The sequence below is a fragment of the Clostridium drakei genome (assembly GCF_000633595.2).
GTDB classification, from domain to species: domain Bacteria; phylum Bacillota; class Clostridia; order Clostridiales; family Clostridiaceae; genus Clostridium_AM; species Clostridium_AM drakei.
Genome location: NZ_JIBU02000012.1, coordinates 171,348 through 191,690, shown reverse-complemented (window position 1 = coordinate 191,690; position 20,343 = coordinate 171,348). Strand labels below are relative to the sequence as shown.

Genomic DNA, 20,343 nt, shown 5'->3' with positions numbered 1-20,343 from the left:
AAATTAAATCTTCTAAAAGCTAACCACCTAAATAACTAAAATGCATGTAGTCCTTTGGATTCTTGAAGTTACCTCCCCAATCCCATTTGTATTTTTGAAACACTTTGACTATTTCTGGCGTTATAGAATATGGGTCTTCATTTGGCTTATAATAATTTCCAACTTGAGATTGCACTTTCCCATTCTTATCTAATTGAATATAATAATTTTCATCTGGATTTATATCAATGGCAGCTCCTGCTGGATGATTAATACATGAATCTGAATCTCTAAATCCACCCACATCATCTATTGGAAACTGCTCCGGTAGTGCATATATTTCATCAAAAATTTGTTTTACGACTGACGATAATTTCTTATTAACTTCAATACTTCTAATTACAGTTTTTTTTCCTTTGCTCTTATCATTTTTATCTACATAATCCCACACTTTAATATTGATACTTTCTATATTCTCCTGCTTTGCTTCTTTAGTTGTGTATTGCCAATTACCATTGAGTTTAGCAAATATTCCATTCTTTTCTTCATCACCAATAAGAAACTGTCTTCTATTAGCTGCATTTGTGGCATCATTATTATCTTTATCTACTACTTCCTGCTGCTGAAACAAACTATTAACTTTTGATATAGGCATTATACCTTCTCCACCTAATACAACTTTATTTTCAATTACTTCTTCTCGTAGCAGTTTATTCATGTGATTGTTATCACTATTTCCTGCAAATATTATTGGGTTGCTATTTTTTACTGCTAATCCTACAGCACTTAATGCATCCGCAAATCCTTCACCTGATGTTATATAAATAGTATTAAAATTTAAATTTGCTTTAAAATTATCTATAATATTTTCATTTAATGAATAAGGTGTATTTCCTGCTATTCTCTTAACTCCTGAAAACTTATTTGCTACTGTTTCTGATATTAAGCTTTCATCTCCCAATACATATGTATTTTTTACATTATGTTCTTTAAGATAGGCTTGTACAACATTGGGAACTTCATCTTTAGAAACTAATAATACTGGAGCGTTATCCTTAGCTGACATAGGTGCTGCAGATAAAGAACCTGAAAAATCCTCTCCATTTGCTATAAAAATTTCGTCTACATCTCCTAATTCCTTTGCTATATTTACAGCTGTAAAATATCTATCCTGTCCTGATAATCTTTTTAAATTATAACCACTTTTTTTAAGTGAATTTTCAATATCGTTAGAAACAACACCTTTTCCACCTAATATTATTATATTTTTAGGCTTTAGCCTATTTAGTTCACTTACTAATATAGGGTTATCCTTCATGGAATTTCCTTGAACTAATAGTATAGGAGCTTTATATTTATATGATAATACTGAGGCACCTAATGCATCTGGATAATTTTCACCATTTGCTATAATAACGTTTTCCGCAGTACTCCAACCACTTGAGGAAACTGCTTTACATGTATCATAACGAGTTTGTCCAGATAATCTTGTAGTATTATTTTGTGCATCTACACTAGTTGTTATTATTCCAAATATAAAAATTCCTACTAGTACTGTTATTACTCTTTTATTCAACACCTTCTCCCCCTTATTTTCAATTGTTATCTTATAAATTATTACATATTAGTACATTTTTCTTCACATATTTAATTTTACCATATAATTTATCCGATCGCTACCATTGCTAAGTCTCACTTGATTTCGTTTAAACTTACAGTTTCTTTAAAATATGCAAAAACAAAAACATAAAACTTATTTTTGATATTATTATATATTGATTATCTCTAGCTCCACTTTAACTTTAGCTCCACCTTTTTCATTATTTTCAGCTTCAATTTTTCCATTAAATTTATCTACTAAAGCTTTTACTATATATAATCCAAGCCCTGAATGTCCTTTTTCTTTTGATCTCGATTCATCCCCTTGATAAAATTTTTTAAAAATGTTTGCGATATCTTTTTTTGAAAATCCACAGCCTGTATCTAAAACACAAAAAAACATTTTTTCTTCAGTTAAATTTAAATTAAGTTCTATATTTCCTCCTTCCTTAGTAAATCTTAGACTATTAGAAATTAGATTATCTAATACTTCAGATAGAGCATAACAATCCATACTTACTAAGGCTTTGCTTGTTCTTTCATCATTAATTATACATTTAAAACTTATTTTTTTATCTTCTGCAAGTATATTGTAATCAAAAGACTTTTCATTCATGAATTCAATTATATTGCATTTTTTATATTTAAGAGTAAAATCCGATTTTTCAATTTTAGTTAAAACATTCATTTTTTCTATTAATTTAGTCATCCTATCTGCATTGTTATTAATTAAATTTAGGTACCTATAAACTTTATCTTCATCAAATCTTTTACTATCTATAAGACCTTCAACATGACCTTTGATTATAGTAATTGGTGTTTTTAAATCATGGGCAATAGCAGATACCATTTCTTTTCTTTGTTGTTCCATTTCCCACTGCTGATTTAAAGATTTTTTAAGCCCAGATCTCATTTCTTCAAAGGATTTACAAAGCCTTCCTAATTCATCTTTACTGCTGTAATCTATAGTAAAATCTAAATCTTTATTTTTTATTTTTTCAGCACCATCCATAAGCTGCTTTAAGGGTATTTTTAATTTTTTATTAAGCCTAGATGCAAAAATAGCAGTAAAAATTGTAATATATATGAATGGAGATAACAGCATTATATTTTCTGAATGCTTAACTATCCAATTATATTTAGGGTTAGAGGCGCTACTTCTTAAATAATACTTAAAAATAACCATTCCTTGTATTTTACTATTATATATAATAGGTACATATTTTATCATCTTTGGTGTGCTGTTTTTATCAATTTCAGGTTCTTTTCTTAATTTAACTGGAGTTTTTACTATACTTTCTTTAAAATAGCCATATAATAACTCTCCTCTTGAATCCACGACTTCATATTCTATGCCTTGAAGAGGAATTATTTTTTCCAAATTACCTTTAAAATTCTTATTTAAAACTCTATCCTTATTTTCACTTATATACTTTTCAATATCTGGTACAATGGATTCATAATAATTTGATCTTAATATTATGTTTTTTTCTGTTAACTTTAAATCTATATAAATTCCTGCAAAAGTAAACAACATGCTCAAAATTAATACTGATAATATAGAAATAATAAATCGTCTTTTAAAAGTAATATTTTTCATTTAAACCCTACCTCTATTAGTTTGAAATCAAATAATTTGGTTCAGAATGAGTTGTTTTGTCTATATATATCAAACCATCATAACTTTCATTTAAAGTAGTATTTACATAGCTTTTATCATCTCCATTGAAATTAGCACCAAAATCACGACAACTTTGTGGTGAAGATATAAAATTCTTAATATATTTATTTTCTGCTACCGTTTTAAAATCTATAAAAAACAAAGGACTAACTTTAGATAACATATATGGTGCTGATTCTTTCTTTGCTGTTTTAAGAGTACACTTCTTAAGAACATTTGGCTGAGAAGTTTTGTCCACTGCTATGGCACTTCCTTCATTAAATTGGAATCCAATAACATATAGCTTATCTTTGTACATATCATATAAATTTGATCCCATTCTTTTTACATTATAATCCCCATTATTTAAATTATCTTCCTGCTTGTCTACATGTGTATTATGTGCCCAAAGCATAATTTTTGCATCCTGCCCCTCAAAATCTAATATCCATTTAACATTTTCAGCCATATACTTATCTCTCTTATTCTCCATTTCAGCATCACTTTGTTTTCCATGAAGCATATCATAAGCTTGATATATAATATTTAAATTTTGTTTATAAATTTCATAATCTTCTTTAGATGATTTGTTAATATAATTATTTTTATTTTTTCCCATTATATTGATTATTTCTTTAACTTTATCTCCTGGCAAGTGTACATCTTTATTATCAAATACATTTGGACTTCTAAACTTTCCAAGTACGCTATCTATTTGACTTTCATAAACTGGATCTACTTTTTTTAAGTATTCTGTAACCTTTGCTGCTGCTATATCAGATAATTGCATATCAAAACCATAAAACTTAACTTTTTTATCATGGTTTTTATTATATTCCCTCATCCATTTTACCATATTTACCACTTCTTTCGTATTCCATGTCCAAAATCCCATTCCACCTACAACCTTCTCAGCATCCCCTTTTCCATATAGAACATAATCATTAACAGCCATACAGTTACTCATACATGCTTCTATTCCAAAAACATTATATCCCATTTTTTCAACTAAAAATTCAAGCATTCTATGTTTCATTTGAAAGAATTCCTTTGTTCCATGAGTAGCTTCTCCCATTGCTACAATTCTTTTATCCCCTAGTGTACTTTTTAAAGGTATTAAATCCTTAAAATCATTTCCTGCTTTTACTGTGTTTATATCTATTTTTTTACTTTTTAAAGCCTGCACAACTTTACCATTTTTATATTCTTCATATTGATTATTTACTAAAAAAGCTCCAAAAATTAAAATTAAAGCACAAACTATTATAGTTATTATTTTTTTCATTTACATCATACCTCCAACCTTTCATACTTTACCTTAATAGAGGTAGTCTTTTTTTATCCATATTTCTATTCCCATAAAAAGCCCACATACAATCAAAGACAATACAGCAATATGCTCACTTGCAGGTACTGTATGACCTAAAGTGTAAAATCCATATTTCACATTTCTCCATAAGAACTCAAATACATTTGTAAAATGTGTTAAGATTACAATTGATCCAATTACAGATAAAATAGAGATTACAGAGTTAGATATTGTCACTGAAATAATGGATGCTATAGAAAGAATGCTTAACAACACTAAGAACTGTATCATATAAAATTTTATAATGTATAACAATGCACTTGATGCATTAAATTTATGCTGTATATTATAGAAGGTAACAGTTGACACCTTAGGCATAAACAAGTATCCAAAAATGGTGCTGATTATAAATACTATAAAAATTAATATAAATGTAGTTAATACTAGGCTTATCCATTTTGATATCATAAACTCATATTTTTTGTAAGGTCTTATCATATACATTCTAAAAGCTCCTACAATTTGTTCATAATTCATGGAATCAATAAATATAATTGGTAATACTATATACAATAAAACTAAACTAACTTCCTGATATATAAAAGGTGAAAAATTTAGTGAATTCAATGCCACCGTATAATTTTTTGCATCATAAGAACCACTTGGAGACTTTAATCTAAATATACAACTAAGTATTGTATCTAATATAATGAGCATTAATAATATTCTTGTTTTTTTATTAATCCATATTCTTTGAAATTCAGCTTCTATCAATCTTTTCATAATAATTCCTCCCTAAATATAACAATCCTTATCATTAAACAAATTAACTGCAATCAAGTAAAATACTCCTATATACAAAGCAATTATAAATATTATCAACTCTATATCCTTTGGATTTTGTGCAAGTATAATTGATATACCATGGTCTTGAATTGACACTAAGGATGAAAGATCTACTATTTCACTTACCTTATTTGTAAATACTGAATATATAGTTGGGTATAATGCTGACGCTGCTATAAAAGTTAAACTTCCTCCAACTGCTCCTGTAGTTGTCCTACAATTTATACATATAACCATAATGACTAGCGCTGTAGCAATAAGAGTTATAAGCGCAATAATATAATACTTAAAATTGTATAAAACTGCTTCATTTAGTGTAAACATATAATTATAAGTTCTAAATTTAACTTTTTCATGTGGAAGAAATAAATATCCTAATATATAACTTATAATTAAATGACTAGTTAATAACAAAAATAACATGCTTACAATTGCCAAAAATTTTGCCTTTATTATATCCTTAAAGGATACTGCTCTTATCATAATCATTCTAAGCTCACCTGTTCTATATTCACTAGTTATAGATATGCTTATTAACAAGATAGCTATAATATTAAAAAATAGAGTAAGATTCATTTGAAGTACTGTACTTGGAAAATTAAAAAATGCAGTATATTTAGTACTGCTTGATGTAAATTTAAGGTTTGATTTAAGATAATATTTAACAAAGTTAAACAATATTATAGGTACTACCCCAAAGCAAAGCCATATTGATTTTCGTTTCCACATTCTCTGCCATTCACTGAAAAATAGTTGTTTCATCCTTCTTCCTCCTCTTAATAGCCACTTACTAAGTTTATAAATGCATCTTCTAATCTTCCGCCTTCTCCTGTATTTTTTAATAAGTTTTCCTTACTTCCCTGCCATATAATCTTTCCTTTATTAATTGCAACAAATCTATTACACATTTGCTGAAGTTCATCTAAAAGATGGCTTGATATAAAGAAAGTTATATTTTTCTCTTCTCTAAGTTTTAAAATAAGATTTCTTAAATCTCTCATTCCCATGGGATCAAGTCCATTAGCTGGTTCATCTAAAATAACTACTTCTGGATTATTTAAAAGTGCTTGAGCAATGCCCAGTCTCTGCTTCATTCCTAAAGAATAAGTCTTAACCTTATCATCGCCCCTATCTTCAAGATCAACTATTTTTAATATTTCTTCTACTTTTTCTTTTTGTTCCTCCTTTGACATATCAGGATTTATCATAGCTAAATTTTTTAAGTTTTGCCTGCCTGTCATATATGAGAAAAATATGGGTTCTTCAACAATTGCTCCAAGCTTAGTAAGTGCAATTTTTCTATTTTCATTAACATTTATTCCAGCTATACTTACTTCACCTTCTGTAGGCGATATCAAATTTGTTATAACTCTTATTAAGGTAGTTTTCCCTGCACCATTTGGACCTATAAAACCGCAGATATCTCCTTCGTATATATCAAAAGAAACTCCATCTAATATAGTTCTCCTCCCTATTTTTTTAGTAACATTTTTAACTTCAATTTTCTTGTTTAACATATTAATTGCCTCCTATAAATTCAAAATTACCAATCTTTTCTTTACTGCTCTTTAATTTTAAAATCCATTTTTAAACTTTTTATAAAGTTTTTAAAAAATTTAATTCATAGGAAGCTATTAACAAAAATATAAATGCATAAAAAACCATAAAATTAGGACATTAGCCCTATATTTCACGGTTTTTTAAATATCAAGCAATTTTTCATTAATAGTGAACATAATTTTACTTTTCCCACTTATATCCTACACCCCATACAGTAGAAATATATTCTCTATCTTCATCATATTTTTTCAATTTATATCGTATCTTCTTTATATGTTCTGCCACTGTTGCTGAATCCCCATCTGCATCATAACCCCATATCTTTTCATATATTTGTTCCTTGGAAAATACTTGTCCACAATTTACTGCTAAAAGCTCCATTACTCCAAATTCCTTTTTAGTCAAAGGAATAGCTTCACCCATACAAAAAACAGTTCTTCCTTTTAAATCTATATTTAAATTTCCAAAATATAAATTCACTCTATTTTCACTATTAAAGCTCCTTTGATCTCTCCTTAAATGTGCGCTTATTCTTGCTTTTAACTGTCTTAAACTAAAAGGTTTAGAAATGTAATCATCTCCACCTACTCCTAAGCCTGTAATTAAATCTTCCTCTTCACTTTTTGCAGTTAAAAAGATAATAGGACAATTCACTATATCTCTTATTTCTCTACATACTTCATATCCATTTTTACCTGGCATCATAACATCTAGCAATATTAAATCAGGATTAAGCTTTGACTTTTCAACAGCCTCTGTACCACTATATGCCACAAAAACTTCATAATCATCCTCTTGAAGCGAATCTTTTAAAAACGAAATTATATCTTCTTCATCATCTACAACTAATATCTTTTCATTCAATACTTAACATCTCCAATTTTACATAAAATACCTTTGTCATTTTATTTAGAATAATTCAATATATAAAAATCTACTATTCCAAGGACATTGAATTAATCCCCATTTCAAATATTTGTATTTCCATTTCATACTCATACTTGTTTTTTGCCTTTAAATCAAAACGTTCAAAAATTTGTATGGCTGTATCGGATAACCTAATTCCATTATTATCCGCAAATTTAATAATTTCAGATATAACTTTACAGGAGAGTTTTTCAGAATATCGAAATTTACAGCATAAGTAGCGGCCTTCAGGTAAATTAAGATACTCTACATTTTTAAGACGTTTATCCGTAAAATATCCAATCTGTGATACCAATAAATCATTAACTTCAGGTTTATAGTCCTTTTTTTTATAAATATAACACATTACATTTCCTTCAACTGAAGTATCATTTTCAAATAGATCTTCATTTCTTCTACAATATAAATCTATATCATAAATAGAAACATTAACATTTTTAACTGCAACACGACGGGACATAAGGTATTGCTCATATATTTGAAACTCCATGTCATTATTATTTTTATTTTTTAAGCTATCAATAGCATCTGAAATGACTTTACTGGAATATTGCAATTCTTCAATTTTTTTATCAACGGATGCTTTATGTTTAGATAAACAAGATAAAAGAATTTCATAATCATCAGAAGAATTCAACATGAATTTAATTTCTTCTAAGGGCACTCTTAAACATTTATTCATATAACGAATCAAATCAATATAAAAAAACTGATTGTAAACATAATAACGATAATGTGTATTTTCATCAATGTGAAAAGGTTTTAATATATCCATAGAATCGTAAAGACGTAGTGCTTTAATTGGTATATTCATTAGTTTAGATACTTCACCAGTAGTATATAAATCTTTCAATTTTAGTACCTCCATACAAACAAATCCTTATTAATGCCTATTATATAACGGTTTATTGGCTTAGGCAAATTATTTAAAAAAGTTATAAAAAAAGATGTTGACTCTTCCCCAGGGGAAGACTATATATTTAAATTGTTAAAACAATAACTTAACAAGTTCATAAAATACTATAAAAATGGAGTGAAAATAATGAATACGGTATTAATTACAATTGATGGTCATAGGTTAAACGTAGAACCAGAAAAAAGCATTTTAAATGCAGCATTAGAAGCATATATATATATACCTCATTTATGTCATCATCCAGATTTACCTGATATTGGAGCATGTAGATTATGTGTTGTTGAAATAGACGGATGTGACGAAATAAAAACAGCATGCTCTACCAAGGTAGAAGATGGAATGATAATACATACAAAAACAGAAAAGTTAAATGCAATGCGTAGATTGTCAATGGAATTAATGTTGGCTAATCATGTTGATGATTGTACTACGTGTCCTAAATACTTAAAATGTGAATTACAGTCATTAATTCAATACTTGGGAGTAAGTACTTCTCGTTTAAGAAGAACTTTAAATAGTGTGCCTGTAAATACATCTAACCCACTTATTGTAAGAGATTTAAATAGATGTGTATCCTGTGGAAGATGTGTAAGGGTGTGCAAAGAAATTAGAGGTGTAAACGTTCTTGAATATGGAATAACAGAAGACGATAGAATTATGGTTGATATTCGCAATCACAATTCTCTGGAGAATGAAAATTGCCGTTTCTGCGGAGCTTGCGTAGAAGTCTGTCCTACAGGAGCTTTACAGGATAAAGAAGGAGTATTCAAGAAAAATTTAAATCGTGAACTAGGTCTTATTCCATGTAAAGCAGAATGTCCAGCAAATATCGACGTTCCTAAATATGTAAGGTATATTAAAGAAGGCAAATATCAGGATGCTATTGCAGTTATTCGTGAAAAGGCACCTTTTCCACATTCACTAGGATATATATGTATGGCATTTTGCGAAAGTGCATGTAGAAGAAAAGAAATTAATAAAGCCCTATCAATAAGAGAATTAAAAAGATTTGCAGCAGAACATGATAATGGCTTATGGCGTGATAAAGTTGTATTTAAACCAAAAACCAATAAAAAAGTTGCAGTTGTAGGTAGTGGACCTGCTGGCTTAACAGCAGCATATTATCTATCTAAATGTGGACATGAAGTTACAGTATTTGAAAAACTACCAGTAGCTGGGGGAATGATGTCAACTGGCATTCCAGAATATCGTCTTCCAAGGGAAGCTGTCCAAGCTGAAATTGCAGAAATAGAACGTGCAGGAGTTACTATATTGACCAATACTAAAGTAAATTCACTTGAGGATTTAAAAGGTAAAGGTTTTAATAAAATTTTATTAGCAATAGGAACAGGAAAAGGTGTACGATTACCAATTCCAGGTGCTGACTTAGAAAATGTATATGAAAATATAGAATTTTTACAGATGGTTTCTCTTAAAAAGCCAGTTACTGTAGGAGAAAAGGTAGTAGTTTTAGGCGGTGGAAATGTAGCATTTGATTGTGCAAGAGTAGCCAAAAGACTTGGTGCAAAAGATATTACAATAGCTTGCTTAGAAAGCAAAAAAGCTATGACTGCAAGCGATGATGAAATAGAAGAAGGAACAGAAGAAGGAATCAAAATTCTCAATTCAAGAACTTTTGTTTCTATAGAAAGTCATGGAAACACTGCTGCAGGAGTAAAATGTCAAGAAGTAGCATCATTTAGCTTTGATGAAAATAAAAGACTACAACTTCAAATAGCACCTGATTCAGAACATATAATACCAGCAGATACAGTTATTTTTGCTACAGGTCAAAGAGCAGAAGTACCAAAAGAATGGAATTTAACTACTGGTCGTGGAAATTCAATTGTCACCGAAGATGGAATGAAAATTAGTGACAGTGATATCTATGCAGTTGGCGATGCAGTATATGGAACAAGCTCTGTAATCAGAGCCATTGCAGCTGGACGTAAAGTTGCATCTGCCATAGATATTGCACTAGGTGGAGATGGCATAATTGAAGATAAACTAACAGAAGATGTTATTCTAAATCCCTACATAGGTAAAGATGAAAGCTTTTTATCTATTGAAAGAGCTAAAAATGAATGTGAAGGTGTCGGGAGTCGTACTACGAATTTCAAAGAAGTAAATCATTGCTTAAGTGAATCTTCTGCTTGCAAGGAATCAAATAGATGTTTGCAATGTGATTTACGTACACAAATTACAAAGCCAAAATTATGGGCTGAGTACAAAATTAAATAGAAAGGAGTGGAAAAGTATGGCATTAATTCAAAGAAAGTTATGGAAACAGATATCTTCAGAAGAAATAAAGGATTTTGCAATTGAAGAATATAAAAAACAGTCAGAAAATCCATGTCCTGTTGATAAAATGAAAAAATTTACTGACAGTACAAGGCGTACAAGTTGTGGAGAATGTGTAATTTGCAGAGAAGGAATACTTCAGCTCAATGTAATAGCAGAAGCAATTTCTGAGGGCAAAGGACGTGATGGCGATATTGAGATTTTAACTGAAATATCAGATGATCTAACCATAGGATCATGTTGTGATTATGGTAAAGAAGTTGGAAAAATTACTAAAGAAATAATTGAAGAAGGAATGGAAGAGTTTGAAAAACATATAAAAAGAAAAAGATGTGATGCTTTAATATGTAAGAAATTTTTCAGTTACTATATTGCACCAGAAAAATGTAATGGCTGTAATAAGTGTAAAGAGGAGTGTCCTCAAAAGGCAATTGCTGGAGATAAAGATTTGATTCATGTAATAAATTCAGATATTTGTGATAGATGTGGGAAATGTACAATAATATGTGAAAAAGCAGCAATTCAAAAGGCAGGCGCAGTGGTACCTAAACTTCCACAAGAGCCAGTGCCAGTTGGAACTTTTAAGGCTGAACCACAAAATGGTGGTGGATTAATGGCTGGTAGAAGGCGTAGAAGAAGTTAATAATATAAATTAATATATAAATGACAATATTAAAGGAGGAGTAAAAAATGAGAGAATTTGAAACAGACGTAGTTGTAGTTGGTGGAGGAGCTTCAGGACTTGCAGCAGCAATTACTGCTGCTGAAAAAGGTGCAAAAGTAATGATACTTGAAAAAGCTAATACTACAGGTGGATGTGCTAACATGGCAATGGGACCTCTTGGTGTTGAAACAAGAATGCAAAGAGAAAGACTTATAGATATCTCTGTTGATAGAGCATTTAATAAGTTCATGGAATATACTCACTGGAGATCAGATGCAAGATTGATAAGAAGATATTTAGAGCAATCAGCAGGAACTATTGAATGGTTAGAAAACATGGGAGTAGAATTCGCATTACCTTCAAAATACTTTCCAGGTTCAGAAGCAACTTGGCATATTGTTAAACCTAAAACTGGAAAACCAGGACTTCGTGCAGCTGCTACTATGATTAAAATTATGACTGAAAGAGCAGAAGAATTAGGCGTTAAAATATTATTAGAAACACCTGTAAAGAGTATTATTAAAGATCAAGACGAAGTAATTGGTGTAACAGCTAACGATAAAGATGGTGAATTAGAAGTATATGCTGGTGCAGTTATCATTGGTACAGGTGGATTTGGCGATAACCCAGATTTCATTAAAGAGCATGTTGGACTTGAATGGGGAAAAGACTTGTTCTCATATAGAATTCCTGGATTAACTGGAGATGGAATTCAGATGGCATGGGACGCTGGTGCTTCAAAGGATTTTATGACTATGGAAATGGTCTTCTTTGCTCCTAATACTGGTGGATATGCTCCTATAGAGTTACCTTTCCGCCAACCTAATCTTTTAGTTAACTTAGATGGTGAAAGATTTATAAATGAAGAAGTTATAGAAAATCCTGTATTTACTGCAAATGCTATTGAAAAACAAAAAAAGAAAATTGCATATTCTATATTAGATGAAGAAATAATCAAGCACTATGAAGAAAAAGGCTTGGATCTTATAAATGTTGTTACTTCTGGTATGGATATGAGTTATTTTAGACAAGAAGAAGAAGAAGCAAAGAAAAATGGTAGTGATGTATTATTTATTGCTGATTCTATAGAAGAGTTAGCTGAAAAAACTGGCATTGATGCAGAAAACTTAAAAAATACCATTGAAACTTATAATTCTTATTGTAATTCAAAAGATGAGTTATTCCATAAAAATCCTAAATACTTATTACCAATTAAAGGTTCTAAATATTATGCATTAAAACTTGGTTTAAGTGCATATGGAAGTGCTGGCGGTATAAAAATAAACTATAATACTGAAGTTCTTAATGATGATTTAAATGTTATAAAGGGACTTTATGCTGCTGGAACTGATGCTAATTCACTATATAATCCTGATTATGCTTTTGTACTACCTGGAAATTCTCTAGGTTTTGCTTTGAACAGTGGAAGAATATCAGGTAATAGTGCTGTAGAATACATTAAAACATATCTTGTTGAAGAATAATAACTGTTTATTAGTAAAAGAATAAAAGTTTACTTAAAAAGCCTCAGTCTTTAATTTTCATAAGACTGAGGCTCTTTAATCCTTTTAAATTATTTTCTTTCATGTAACACTTCTTTTAAAATATTTGTCCCATTTATGGCAGATGGAAAACCAGCATAAATTGTCATTAAGAGCATTATTTCTTTTACATCATCAGCTGTTAACCCTATATTAAGTCCTGCATTAATATGAAATTTTAATTGAGACTTAGCATTGCCTAAAGCAGTTAATGCAGCAATAGTAGCAATTTGCCTATATCTCTTATTTAAATTATTTCTTGAAATAATATCTGCATAACTTTGCACTACTAATTTCACAAGATCTGGTGAAAAATTATTATATGCATTTTCAAGAATTTCTACTTGATTGCCATCTAATTCTGAAAGTTCAGCTGCACCAACCTCATATCTATCCTCAGGAGAAATTTTATTTGTTGCCTCCTTCCCTATAGAATCTTTTATTCCTTGTTTTTCACGTTCACTTAAAACATCCTTTAATGCATTCATAGCATTTATGCATGTTGGAAAACCAGAATATGCTGACATTTGAAGTATTATTTCTTTTATATCATTGATCGTACATCCAACATTTAGCGCTCCATTTATATGAACCTTTAATTGAGGCTCTGCATTTCCAAGTGCTGTTAGTGATGCAACAACAGCAATTTCCTTTGATTTTAAATCCAATCCATCCCTTGAATATATGTCTCCAAAGGAATATTCAATCATATATTTTACTAAATCAGGCGATATATCATTTAAACTATTTTTTACCTCTTCACCTGCTTTTCCATCAATTTCTTGTAATTTTCCATATCCTCTTTCTAATCTAGTCTCTTCTTTCATTAATTTTTTCCTCCATCTCACTATAAATTTGAACTTTTCTTGCAACATAATCCTTTGCTTCTAGCAATTTTTCAATTTGCTGTTCTATAAATTTTAAATGTTCTTCCATAATATTCTTTCTTTCTGTAATAGTTTCATCTCCCATATGCCTTAAGTTTGCATATTCTTTCATCTTAGCTATATTCATTCCTGTTGCCCTAAGCCTGTTTATTACCTCAAGCCATTTTAAGTCCTGTTCACTATAAACTCTTTTTCCTGCAGAATTTCTCTTTATATCTCTAATTAATCCAATATCCTCATAATATCTAAGGGTATGTGCTTTTAATTTAGTTATCTTTGATACTTCACTTATTTCTAATTCCAAGCTAAAATCCCTCCCACTTTCCTTATGCTGCCTTAAATGATCATTTATACTATCTTGTCTCCCAATAACAAAATCATATCACTTAAAGTGCACTTTAAGTCAATAGCAAAATTATAATTTTTAAAATAACACAAACTCATGAAAATACAACTTGGGGAAAAGATATTTTAGAAAAGAGCGCTGGGATTTAAATTTATAAATGACTTACTTTATAACAAAAATTTATAGCAACCTGATCTTCAATTTTTGTTGTTAAAAATAAAAGCTGGTATAAACCGTTAGTTTTAGGTTATTCCAGCTTTAACTTTGTATTATTTACTCTTCATTTAATTTGTTCATAATTTTAAGCATTCCATAAAGTATTGCCTGTGGAGATGGTGGACAGCCTGGTATAACCAGGTTAACTTTCAATATTTCATTTAAATCTTCACAAATGCTGTATCCATCCTTAAATATGCCTCCACTGTAAGCACAGCTGCCTACTGCTATAACAATCTTAGGGTCTGAAATAGCATCATAAGTTTTTATTAATGCTTCCTTCATGTTTAAAGTAACAGGACCTGTAACCACTATTCCATCAGCATGTCTTGGAGATGCAGCAAACTTAATACCATATCTTGATAAATCATAGTAGGTATTTTGTGTATTAGATACTTCCATCATACATCCATTACAAGACCCTGTATCAACAGATCTTAAAACCAAGGATCTTTTAAATTTGCTGTATATTTTTTCTTTAACTTCCTGTCCTAATATCTCAATGCTTGCCATTTTATAATCATTACTTCTCTTTAATGCTTTATAAGAACATGCATCAACACAATTATTACAATAAATGCATTTTTTAAAATCTAATTCTATATCAAATGCTTTATCTGTATTAACTTTGTTATGTTCAGTATCTTTTCTAATGGAAATAGCATCAACCAAGCACTCCTGTACACATTTGCCGCAGCCTGTACAATTATCATTACAAACTTCTATTCTTCCATAGCTATATGGATTATCCATAAGAGGATTTTTAACTGTATCTTTTCCATTTTTTATTCTATCTAATAAAAACTTCATTTCATCACCTACTTATCATTTTCAGAATAAGACATATTAAAACTCTTATTACACAAAGGAAAATCTGGTACTATTTCTCCAAGCACTGCATAAGTTAAACCATTCCAGTTAGTAACGGAAGGTGTTTTAAAATAAATTCTATTGAATTTATTATCTTTACCAACCTTACCATACACAATAAGTTCACCCTTTACTGTTTCCACAGCAGCAAGTGCTTCTGTTTCCTCTACTAACTTAAATTCAGTTTTGGTTTTTAAAATGTCTTTATTTATAAGATCTAATGAAGCAAAAATAAAATTATAAGCATCATAAATTTCTTTAATTTTTAACTTGTACCTTTCAAAAACGCCGCCAATTTCAAGGGTATTATTACTCTTTTTTAGAATTCCATATATTTCATATGGGAAGCTCTTTCTAACATCATAATTAATTCCAGAAGCTCTCCCGCTGATACCAGTCATATAAAGTTTTTTAGCAGTTTTATTACGTACTATCCCAGTATTTTCAACTCTATCTAAAAAGGAAACAGAATTCAATGTGATTTCTATAATCTCATCCATTCTCTTCTTCATACCATTTAAAGTCTTTTTAATATCTTCAATATGTTCCTTTGTAAAATCTATATTTATGCCACAGGGAATAATAACATTTCTCATAAACCTGCTTCCAGTTATTCTTTCGCAAAGCTTGTGAATTTGTTCTCCAAAAGCTCCAAACCTTTTAGCAGGATAACTAAATCCAATATCCACGCATATACCGGATATATCACCTAAAAAATTATATATTCTTTCTAATTCCAAAAGCACCACTCTTAATGCCTTTATTTCTTGAGGTATATCATAAGATAACAACTTTTCAACTAAAAGAGCATAACTTTCAGCATAAGCTGCAGAGGATTCACATGCCATTCTTTCAAATACAAGATTAAGCTTATTTGCATCTACATTTTCACAAATCTTTTCTATTCCCCTATGCTTATAATTAAACCTGAGTTCTAGATTTTCAATAGCTTCACCTATAACACTAAATCTAAAATGTCCTGGTTCAATTATGCCTGCATGCACAGGTCCTACAGATATTTGATAAGCTCCATCTCCAAAAGCTTCCTTGCATTTATAAGGCAAAATTTCATTTTTTTCTTGTAATTTAGCACCATAAGGGAAACTTTTTCTTAATGGATATACATCCTCAGGCCACTTTTCATGTTTAACAATTTTCCTAGTATCTATACCATCTTTTATTTTCAAACCAAATAGGTCACACATTTCTCTTTCAAATAAATGACTTTGGAACAAAATATCCTGGAAAGTTTTAATTTCTTCTTGGGTCTTGTACCGTACTATTACAAAATACCTTTTCTTACTATTAGAAAGTATAATATTAATCATAAAATCATTTTGAGCATTTTCTTCATTACTGTTATCAACACAAAATTGCGCAATAAATTTTAATTTATATTTTACTAAAAATAAGCTAATTAACGATTTAACATGTGAAATTTCAACGTCCACATAAATTTCATTCTTGTTTTTAATTTCACTATTATATTTAAGATTGCTTAATTCTTCTTTAAATAAGTCAATGTTCACTATTTTCACATCCTTCTATTAATAAACTTGTTACTGCATAGAATTAATAATTAAAACAGCTTTATTAATTAATGAAGCTATTTCGTATCTAGAGAAAAAACTTAGAATAATTATTATGAAAAATATAATAATTAGTGGAATTATATTTTCCTTATCCTTTTCACTTCTTGTATTAAAGTCCTTATCATCGCTAAATATCATATTAATAAAAACTTTTAAAAAGCCTGCAAAAACTATAAGAAGGCATAAAGCATAAATACCACATACAAGATAATGACCATTTTTTATTGATGCAGCAAGTATATTATATTCGCTAAAAAATGATGGAAATGGTGGTATACCTGTTATAACAAGAATCCCGCAAATCAAAAGCACTGAATTTATAGGCATTGTTTTTATTAAATTATTTACCCTATCTATACGTTTTGTTTTATAAACACTTAATATATTACCTGATATCAAAAATAACAGTGATTTTCCATATGCATGTATAATAGAATGAAGCATTGAACCGTACAAAGCAATTGGTCCACCTATACCAAAACCTAATGTAATAATCCCCATATTTTCTACAGAAGAAAAAGCTAATAATCTTTTATAGTTCTTTTGATTTAATATACTGAAGGCTGATATAATCAAGGATATTAATCCAAATACTATAAATAAGTATTTCATTTTTTCCAATCCGCTTATGAGTTTAACTATTATATAAAATCTTAAGACTACATAAAGTGCAAGATTTAAAAGTACTCCAGACATCATAGCACTAATTGGAGATGGCGCTTCACTGTGAGCATCTGGAAGCCAGGTATGCATTGGAGCAAGTCCAGCTTTTGTGGCAATACCTACAAAAATAAAACAAAAACCAAATTTAACTATACTCTTATTTAGTAGAGAATAGTTTTTAACAAGGTATGTCCAATTTAAAACCTTATTAGAAGGATCTCCAGATGAATAAATAAATAAAATTATTCCTATCAAACCTAGTACTATACCAATAGAACAAATAATAATATATTTCCATGCAGCTTCTAATGAAAGCTTATGCCTATTAAAACCAATTAAAAATGCTGTGGAAAGAGTGGTTGCTTCAAGGCTTATCCACATTAATATTATGTTGTTGCTTATTGCAACTGCAATCATTGATAATACAAATAAATTAAATAAGAAATAATAAATTTTAGCAAAATTAATACTTATTGAACCATTATGTATTTCTTCTCCTATGTATTTATGAGAATATAATGCTGCAACTAACGATATAGTGCTTATTAAAATTAACTGAATTATATTTAAACTATCTATGTATATTAAATTATTACAAAAATTAAGTGAATCCTGTAATTTAAGATTTCTATAAAATACTAGCGAAACTGCGGCAAGCATAACCATATTTAAAATTGTTAAAATAGATATTGCTTTCATACTTTTAAGAAGTATGTTTAATAAAATAACTACTGCAAATACAGTTGCACATATAGATAATATCATTTTCTCACCTCTATTCTTTTAAATTTGAAAGGTAGTCTGTATTTATAGTGTCAAAGGTTTTATTAATATTAAATATCATTATTCCCATAAGAAGAGCAAGAACTAAAACTTCTAGGGCCATCCAAGCTTCTAAAATAAGTGAAAGCTTTACTACTGACATTTCAAATAAAATAATCCCATTCTCTATAGTTAAAAAACCTATCATTTGAGTAATTGCTTTTTTTCTACCTATCATAAGGGTTCCACCAACAAGTGCCAAAAACACTGCTGTTTTTAAATAAGTATTATTATAATTTCTAAAGAAAGCAAAAACAATTATTATAAAGAAACCTGAAAGTACAAAGGAATTAACTGCATTTATAATCAAATCTAATTCTCTTTTTACTTTTAAATATCTAGTAGATTTGTTTATTATATAAGGTATTATAATTACCTTTATTATTAAGGTTAAAAGTCCCATTATGTAGTAATGAACTTCTTTTGTATTATATCCTAAAATAATACATATAAAAGTTATGGCAAGGGATTGAAATGCAAAGCTTAATACTAAAAGCTTAACTCTTCTAAGTCCGCATATTAAAATCCCAGATAATATTATAATAGCAAGTAAAAGCTGTAACATTTTTTATTCTCCTTTCTATATCTAGTGTACCTACTTGTACACTCCTTTATTTTACCTACTTAAATTTCGCACATACAAAATTTCGACTTAATATCCAAACTTCCACTACACTTTAAGTTGAGTTAATTATAAAAAGTAGTTTAAAGATATAGCTGCAATAGCAATAGCTAATGCTGCCGATAAAAGTTCTGGAACTCTAAACAATCTTGATTTTGTCATTGAAATTTCAATAATAGAAATACCAAATAAAATAACTAGAATCTTTATAAAGAAAACTGCAGCAGCTTTTAATATAGTAACCACACCTAGTGTTGTTGCTGCTCCAAAGGGCATAAAAAGATTTATAAAAATGGTTAAAAATATCATTAGTTTAATTTGTGAAGCCATTTCTACAAAAGCTAAATCCGTTCCTGATAAATCTAATATCATTGCTTCATGTATCATAGTAAGCTCTAGATGAGTTTCCGGGTTATCTATAGGAAGTCTTGCATTTTCCGTGAGTAACAATATAAAAAATGAAATTGCAGCTAAAATATGTCCTATACCATAAAAAGCTCCTGCACTATTATTGAAGGATATAGTGAAAATATTAAAGGATTTATTTTCAAAATATAAAAACATAATAGTAAGAAACATTACTGGCTCTGCAAGCATTGACAGGAAAAGCTCCCTGCTTGTCCCCATTCCTCCAAAGGTACTGGCACAATCTAATCCTATTAATGTATTTAAAAATTTTATAACTGACATCATAAAAATAATAAGAAATAAACTTCCTAAGTATGTTTGTCCACTGCTGAAAAAAGTAGGAATCATAAAAACAGCAGTTATAGCAGCCGCTAAACTTAATATAGGTCCTATTTGTGTTATAAAACTACTATGACTACTCCTTATCCTTTCTTTGCTAAACAACTTTTGGTAATCATAATATACTTGAAAAATACTACTTCCCTTATATCCTCTTAAAATAGCCTTGAATTTTTTAAGAATACCCATAAAAAGAGGAGTTACTATAATAAGAAGCATACTTTGTAAAAAATTAATTGCTATGTACTTCAAGATTTTTACCTCCTTAAATCAATG

18 protein-coding genes are annotated in these 20,343 nt (G+C 29.3%); 3 read left to right on the top strand and 15 right to left on the bottom strand.

Annotated elements, in window-relative coordinates; all coding sequences use genetic code 11:
- Positions 1-19 precede the first annotated feature (19 nt).
- The 8 genes from EG57_RS0206570 to EG57_RS0206535 form a co-directional block, all read right to left on the bottom strand.
- The gene (locus EG57_RS0206570) at positions 20-1,558 is read right to left on the bottom strand and encodes a cell wall-binding repeat-containing protein (RefSeq protein ID WP_242859818.1); all 1,539 of its coding nucleotides are present in this window, start codon (positions 1,556-1,558) and stop codon (positions 20-22) included.
- A 189-nt stretch (positions 1,559-1,747) separates the two neighbouring features.
- Positions 1,748-3,178, bottom strand: a complete 1,431-nt coding sequence (locus EG57_RS0206565) for a HAMP domain-containing sensor histidine kinase (protein WP_032076447.1) — start codon at positions 3,176-3,178, stop codon at positions 1,748-1,750.
- Between the two features lie 16 nt (positions 3,179-3,194).
- Positions 3,195-4,523, bottom strand: coding sequence for an erythromycin esterase family protein (locus EG57_RS0206560; protein ID WP_032076446.1), 1,329 nt, complete (start codon positions 4,521-4,523; stop codon positions 3,195-3,197).
- A gap of 33 nt (positions 4,524-4,556) precedes the next feature.
- The gene (locus tag EG57_RS0206555) at positions 4,557-5,330 is read right to left on the bottom strand and encodes a membrane protein (RefSeq protein ID WP_032076445.1); all 774 of its coding nucleotides are present in this window, start codon (positions 5,328-5,330) and stop codon (positions 4,557-4,559) included.
- Between the two features lie 12 nt (positions 5,331-5,342).
- Positions 5,343-6,155 (bottom strand): ABC transporter permease, encoded by an 813-nt coding sequence (locus tag EG57_RS0206550; RefSeq protein WP_032076444.1) that lies wholly within the window; start codon positions 6,153-6,155, stop codon positions 5,343-5,345.
- A gap of 14 nt (positions 6,156-6,169) precedes the next feature.
- Entirely contained in the window at positions 6,170-6,910 is a 741-nt protein-coding gene (locus EG57_RS0206545) for an ABC transporter ATP-binding protein (RefSeq protein WP_032076443.1), read from the bottom strand.
- Positions 6,911-7,133: 223 nt separating this feature from the next.
- The gene (locus EG57_RS0206540) at positions 7,134-7,817 is read right to left on the bottom strand and encodes a response regulator transcription factor (RefSeq protein WP_032076442.1); all 684 of its coding nucleotides are present in this window, start codon (positions 7,815-7,817) and stop codon (positions 7,134-7,136) included.
- A gap of 73 nt (positions 7,818-7,890) precedes the next feature.
- A complete protein-coding gene (locus EG57_RS0206535; protein WP_052037760.1) occupies positions 7,891-8,733 on the bottom strand; it encodes a MerR family DNA-binding transcriptional regulator in 843 nt (280 codons plus the stop codon).
- 189 nt (positions 8,734-8,922) lie between these two features.
- On the opposite strand from EG57_RS0206535, the gene EG57_RS0206530 reads away from it, so the two are divergent.
- From EG57_RS0206530 to EG57_RS0206520, 3 genes are read left to right on the top strand one after another with little or no spacing between them, the layout of a single operon-like run.
- Positions 8,923-11,037 carry an FAD-dependent oxidoreductase gene (locus tag EG57_RS0206530; protein ID WP_032076441.1) on the top strand — a complete coding sequence of 705 codons (2,115 nt, stop codon included), beginning with the start codon at positions 8,923-8,925 and terminating at the stop codon, positions 11,035-11,037.
- 16 nt (positions 11,038-11,053) lie between these two features.
- Positions 11,054-11,740 (top strand): NADH-ubiquinone oxidoreductase-F iron-sulfur binding region domain-containing protein, encoded by a 687-nt coding sequence (locus EG57_RS0206525; protein WP_052037759.1) that lies wholly within the window; start codon positions 11,054-11,056, stop codon positions 11,738-11,740.
- A gap of 47 nt (positions 11,741-11,787) precedes the next feature.
- The gene (locus tag EG57_RS0206520; protein ID WP_032076440.1) at positions 11,788-13,245 is read left to right on the top strand and encodes an FAD-dependent oxidoreductase; all 1,458 of its coding nucleotides are present in this window, start codon (positions 11,788-11,790) and stop codon (positions 13,243-13,245) included.
- Between the two features lie 89 nt (positions 13,246-13,334).
- Here EG57_RS0206520 and EG57_RS0206515 read toward each other — a convergent pair whose 3' ends face one another.
- The 7 genes from EG57_RS0206515 to EG57_RS0206485 all read right to left on the bottom strand — a co-directional run bounded on the left by EG57_RS0206515 (position 13,335) and on the right by EG57_RS0206485 (position 20,319).
- Positions 13,335-14,129 carry a carboxymuconolactone decarboxylase family protein gene (locus EG57_RS0206515; RefSeq protein ID WP_032076439.1) on the bottom strand — a complete coding sequence of 265 codons (795 nt, stop codon included), beginning with the start codon at positions 14,127-14,129 and terminating at the stop codon, positions 13,335-13,337.
- Positions 14,113-14,493: a MerR family transcriptional regulator gene (locus EG57_RS0206510; RefSeq protein ID WP_007061303.1), complete on the bottom strand. Its 381-nt coding sequence runs from the start codon at positions 14,491-14,493 to the stop codon at positions 14,113-14,115. Before EG57_RS0206510 ends, EG57_RS0206515 begins: the two co-directional genes overlap by 17 nt.
- Positions 14,494-14,808: 315 nt before the next feature.
- The gene (locus EG57_RS0206505) at positions 14,809-15,561 is read right to left on the bottom strand and encodes an NADH-quinone oxidoreductase subunit B family protein (protein ID WP_032076438.1); all 753 of its coding nucleotides are present in this window, start codon (positions 15,559-15,561) and stop codon (positions 14,809-14,811) included.
- A gap of 8 nt (positions 15,562-15,569) precedes the next feature.
- The gene (locus EG57_RS0206500; protein WP_032076437.1) at positions 15,570-17,150 is read right to left on the bottom strand and encodes an NADH-quinone oxidoreductase subunit D-related protein; all 1,581 of its coding nucleotides are present in this window, start codon (positions 17,148-17,150) and stop codon (positions 15,570-15,572) included.
- A gap of 30 nt (positions 17,151-17,180) precedes the next feature.
- A complete protein-coding gene (locus EG57_RS0206495) occupies positions 17,181-18,641 on the bottom strand; it encodes a proton-conducting transporter transmembrane domain-containing protein (RefSeq protein WP_052037757.1) in 1,461 nt (486 codons plus the stop codon).
- A gap of 10 nt (positions 18,642-18,651) precedes the next feature.
- Positions 18,652-19,263 carry a hydrogenase gene (locus tag EG57_RS0206490; protein ID WP_032076436.1) on the bottom strand — a complete coding sequence of 204 codons (612 nt, stop codon included), beginning with the start codon at positions 19,261-19,263 and terminating at the stop codon, positions 18,652-18,654.
- A 126-nt stretch (positions 19,264-19,389) separates the two neighbouring features.
- Positions 19,390-20,319, bottom strand: coding sequence for a respiratory chain complex I subunit 1 family protein (locus tag EG57_RS0206485; protein ID WP_032076435.1), 930 nt, complete (start codon positions 20,317-20,319; stop codon positions 19,390-19,392).
- Positions 20,320-20,343: the final 24 nt, after the last annotated feature.